6 protein-coding genes are annotated in these 3,569 nt (G+C 63.3%); 5 read left to right on the forward strand and 1 reads right to left on the reverse strand.

Annotated features, from left to right (window positions below):
- Together EOA38_RS30830 and EOA38_RS30835 are read left to right on the forward strand one after the other, a co-directional pair.
- The coding region (locus tag EOA38_RS30830) for a response regulator (protein ID WP_127301000.1) at positions 1–725 on the forward strand (725 nt) is incomplete at its 5' end.
- 77 nt (positions 726–802) lie between these two features.
- Positions 803–1,510 (forward strand): DeoD-type purine-nucleoside phosphorylase, encoded by a 708-nt coding sequence (locus EOA38_RS30835; RefSeq protein WP_127301001.1) that lies wholly within the window; start codon positions 803–805, stop codon positions 1,508–1,510.
- On the opposite strand, the gene EOA38_RS30840 is transcribed toward EOA38_RS30835, so the two are convergent.
- Complete coding sequence (locus EOA38_RS30840) at positions 1,507–1,812, reverse strand: ribbon-helix-helix domain-containing protein (protein WP_127301002.1); 306 nt, start codon at positions 1,810–1,812, stop codon at positions 1,507–1,509. The genes EOA38_RS30835 and EOA38_RS30840 overlap by 4 nt on opposite strands.
- A 235-nt stretch (positions 1,813–2,047) precedes the next feature.
- Here EOA38_RS30840 and EOA38_RS30845 point away from each other — a divergent pair, with 235 nt between their 5' ends.
- The 3 genes from EOA38_RS30845 to EOA38_RS30855 all read left to right on the forward strand — a co-directional run.
- Positions 2,048–2,443 (forward strand): VOC family protein, encoded by a 396-nt coding sequence (locus EOA38_RS30845; RefSeq protein ID WP_127301003.1) that lies wholly within the window; start codon positions 2,048–2,050, stop codon positions 2,441–2,443.
- 79 nt (positions 2,444–2,522) lie between these two features.
- Positions 2,523–3,068, forward strand: coding sequence for a gluconate 2-dehydrogenase subunit 3 family protein (locus EOA38_RS30850; protein WP_127301004.1), 546 nt, complete (start codon positions 2,523–2,525; stop codon positions 3,066–3,068).
- A 48-nt stretch (positions 3,069–3,116) separates the two neighbouring features.
- Positions 3,117–3,569: FAD-dependent monooxygenase (locus tag EOA38_RS30855; RefSeq protein WP_145966139.1), on the forward strand; the 453-nt coding region annotated here is incomplete at its 3' end.

Below are 3,569 nucleotides of genomic sequence, written 5' to 3' on the forward strand. Positions count from 1 at the left end.
CGGGCGAGGAGTGCAAATCCTTTGCCTACCGGGAGCTCACGCCGGCCGATTATGTGCTGGTCGAGGTCGGGGATACCGGCAGCGGCATCGCGCCCGACGTGCTGAAGAAGATCTTCGAGCCGTTCTTCACCACCAAGGAGGTCGGCAAGGGGACGGGCCTCGGTCTGTCGATGGTCTACGGCATCATCAAGCAGACCGGCGGCTTCATCTATTGCGATTCCGAGGTCGGCAAGGGGACGGTGTTCCGCATTTTCCTGCCGCGCCACGTCGCGGAGGTGAAGAAGGCGAGCGAGCCTGTCGAGACGGCGGCCGCCGCGGTGCCGGCCAAGCCGGTCGACACGGTGAAGGATCTCTCCGGTTCGGCCACGGTGCTTCTGGTCGAGGACGAGGATGCCGTCCGCATGGGCGGCGTCAGGGCGCTGACCTCGCGCGGCTACACCGTTCACGAAGCGTCCTCCGGCGTCGAGGCGCTGGAGGTCTTCGAGGCTCTCGGCGGCAAGGTCGACATCGTCGTGTCCGATGTGGTGATGCCGGAAATGGACGGACCGACGCTGCTCGGCGAGTTGCGCAAGCGCCAGCCGGATATCAAGTTCGTCTTCGTCTCCGGCTATGCAGAGGACGCCTTCGCCAAAAACCTGCCTGCCGACGCGCATTTCGGGTTCCTGCCCAAACCCTTCTCGCTCAAGCAACTGGCGACCATCGTCAAGGATGTGCTGGAATCCTAAAACAGCAACCGCTTGCACATTGCGGCGACCCTGCCATGATGATGGAGACGGGGTAAGTTGCATGACAGGGAGCTAGCGTGACGCCGCACATCGAGGCGGGCAGGGGCGACTATGCCGGAACGGTGCTGTTGCCGGGCGATCCCGAGCGCGCCCAATGGATGGCGGAAACCTTTCTCGAGGCGCCGCGCTGCGTCAATCGCCGCCGGGGCGCCCTTGGCTTCACCGGCCGGTATCGCGGCAAACCGGTCAGCATCCATGCAACCGGCATCGGCGTCTCTTCCTTCCTCATCTATGCCCATGAGCTGCTGGACTATCATGGCGTGAAGACGCTGATCCGCACAGGAACATGCGGCGCCCTGACCGAGGAAGTGCCGTTACGCGGCGTCGTCGTTTCCAGTGCCGTACGCGCCGAGGGCTCAATCAGCGGGCAAGTGTTCGGGCTTTATCAGCCGTCGGGACCGGATAAGACGCTCCATGCGCTGGCGCTGCGGCGGGCCGCCGATCTCGGCATCGCCTGCAGCGCGGGGCTCACGGTCTGCAGCGACGTGTTCTATCATCCCGACGGCCGCGCGCGTTTCGACGAGTTCAGGGCGCTCGGCGCGCTGGCGGTCGACATGGAAACCAGCGCGCTCTACCGCATCTCGGCGCAGTTCGGCGCGCGCGCCCTGTCGCTGCTGACTGTGGTCGACCACGTCGCCACCGGCGAGCAGACCGATTATTCCGAACGCCAGGCGCTGTTCACCGACATGACACGGCTGGCGCTCGAAGTGGCCGCGAGCAGCTAGGCGGCCACCTGTTTCAGCGCTGCCTGCTCCTGCACCGCTGGTCGGTGACCGCGCAGATAGAGCGCGCAGGTCGTGCGCAGCATCGAAGCGAAGTTCGGGATCTGGCCGTTGATCTCGATCGCCTCGTCATAGAGGGTCGAGATGAATTTGGGCGTCGTCAGGCCCTGGCTTTCGGCGATCTCGTCGAGCAACGCCCAGAACGTCGCCTCTAGCTGGATGCTCGTCGAATGCCCGTCTATGCGGATCGACCGGTTGATCTGCCGGTAGCCTCCCGGATCCTGCCCGGCAAAGACTCTGCACATCGTTTCCTCCCGTTCTTGTTGGTCTTGGGCGCCGATTGAGCGTTGGCGCCTCTTGAACACTGCCTGCGCTTGCATCTTCGGCCTGACGGCCAGTAACGGCAATCAGACTTTCGTCCTCAAAACTTGCGCGACACCAGCCGTTTTCCAGGCGCATGCGTGGTAATCGGCTGCCACCACCTTTTTTCGCCGGCGCACATAATCGGCTTCCAGAGCATGAAAAGCTGCGGAGTCCGATTTGGCGAAGGCGATCCACACCATGATCCGGGTTCTCGACGAGGCCCGGTCCGTCGATTTCTACAGCAAGGCCTTCGGTCTCGACGTCGCGCAGCGGCTCGATTTCGAGACCTTCACGCTGATCTATCTCAGCAACGCCGACTCTCCATTCGAGGTCGAGCTGACCGTGAACAAGGGGCGCACTGAGCCCTACGCGCTGGGCGATGGCTACGGCCATCTCGCGCTCTCCGTCGTCGATCTCGACAGCGAGCACGATCGGCTCGGCGCGCTCGGATTCAATCCGAAGAAGATCGTGGAATTCAACCGCGACGGAGCGCTATTCGCCCGGTTTTTCTTCATCGAGGATCCCGACGGCTACAAGATCGAGGTCCTGCAGCGGGGACGGCGCTTCCAATAGGGGACAAATGCCGCGCGGACCGGCGCGGCGCCAGCAACGGCATCCGGGGAGGATGCGAACAGCAAGCAGGGAGGAAATTATGGTCACGATCTATGAACGGAAGCTGCATGAGAGGCAGCTTGGCCTCTCGCGGCGCGAGCTTCTCAAACGCGGCGGTGCAGGTGCGCTGCTCATCATTTCGGGCACCGCCATCATTAGTCCCGAACATGCCTGGGGCCTGGAAACCTCGGCGCTGAAGCCCGAGACGATGGCGACGCTGATCCAGGTGGCGCGCGACATCTATCCGCACGACCAGGTACCGGACAAATACTACGCCATCGCCGTCAAGGGCCATGACGAGACCGCCGCCAAGGATCCGGCCCACAAGGAGCTGATCGAGAAGGGCGTCGCCGATCTCGACAAGAAGGCCGGCAAGGGTGGCTATCGCGCACTTGGCTGGGAAGAGCAGCGGGTCGCGCTGCTGAAGGAGGTCGAGAAGACGCCGTTCTTCCAGGCGGTGCGCGGCGGCCTGGTCGTCAGCCTGTACAACCAGAAGGAGGTGTGGCCCATCTTCGGTTACGAGGGCGAATCCTTTTCCAAGGGCGGCTACATCGCGCGCGGCTTCGACGACATCGAGTGGCTCTGAGCCGCTCTGTCCTTGAACCGCTTTTGACCGATTTCATGGGAGGAAACCATGGCAGCACAATTTGATCTCAAGAACGACGGCGTGGTCGTCATCATCGGCTCGGGCGCCGGCGGCGGCACGCTCGGCAACGAACTCGCCCAGAAAGGCATCGACGTCGTCATCCTCGAGGCGGGCGCGCGCCACGAATATGAGGACTTCATCAACGACGAATGGGATTCCTTCACCCAGCTCGCCTGGAAGGACAAGCGCACCACGTCGGGCGACTGGCGCGTGGCGAAGGATTTTCCGAACCTGCCGGCCTGGATCGTCAAGTCCGTCGGCGGCTCGACCACGCATTGGGCGGGCGCGTCGCTGCGCTTCCAGGAGCATGAATTCAAGACGCTTACGACCTACGGCAAGATCAAGGGCGCGAACCTTCTCGACTGGCCGGTGACGCTCGCCGAAATGGAGCCCTACTACGCCAAGGCCGAAGCCAAGATGGGCGTGACGGGCACCAACAAC

The sequence above is a fragment of the Mesorhizobium sp. M1E.F.Ca.ET.041.01.1.1 genome (assembly GCF_003997355.1).
Taxonomy (GTDB): domain Bacteria; phylum Pseudomonadota; class Alphaproteobacteria; order Rhizobiales; family Rhizobiaceae; genus Mesorhizobium.

Bases quoted from the DNA above. Each gene is read 5' to 3' on its own strand.
- EOA38_RS30840 (WP_127301002.1), bottom strand. From the start codon at position 1,812: ATGTGCAGAGTCTTTGCCGGGCAGGATCCGGGAGGCTACCGGCAGATC.
- EOA38_RS30850 (WP_127301004.1), top strand. From the start codon at position 2,523: ATGGTCACGATCTATGAACGGAAGCTGCATGAGAGGCAGCTTGGCCTC.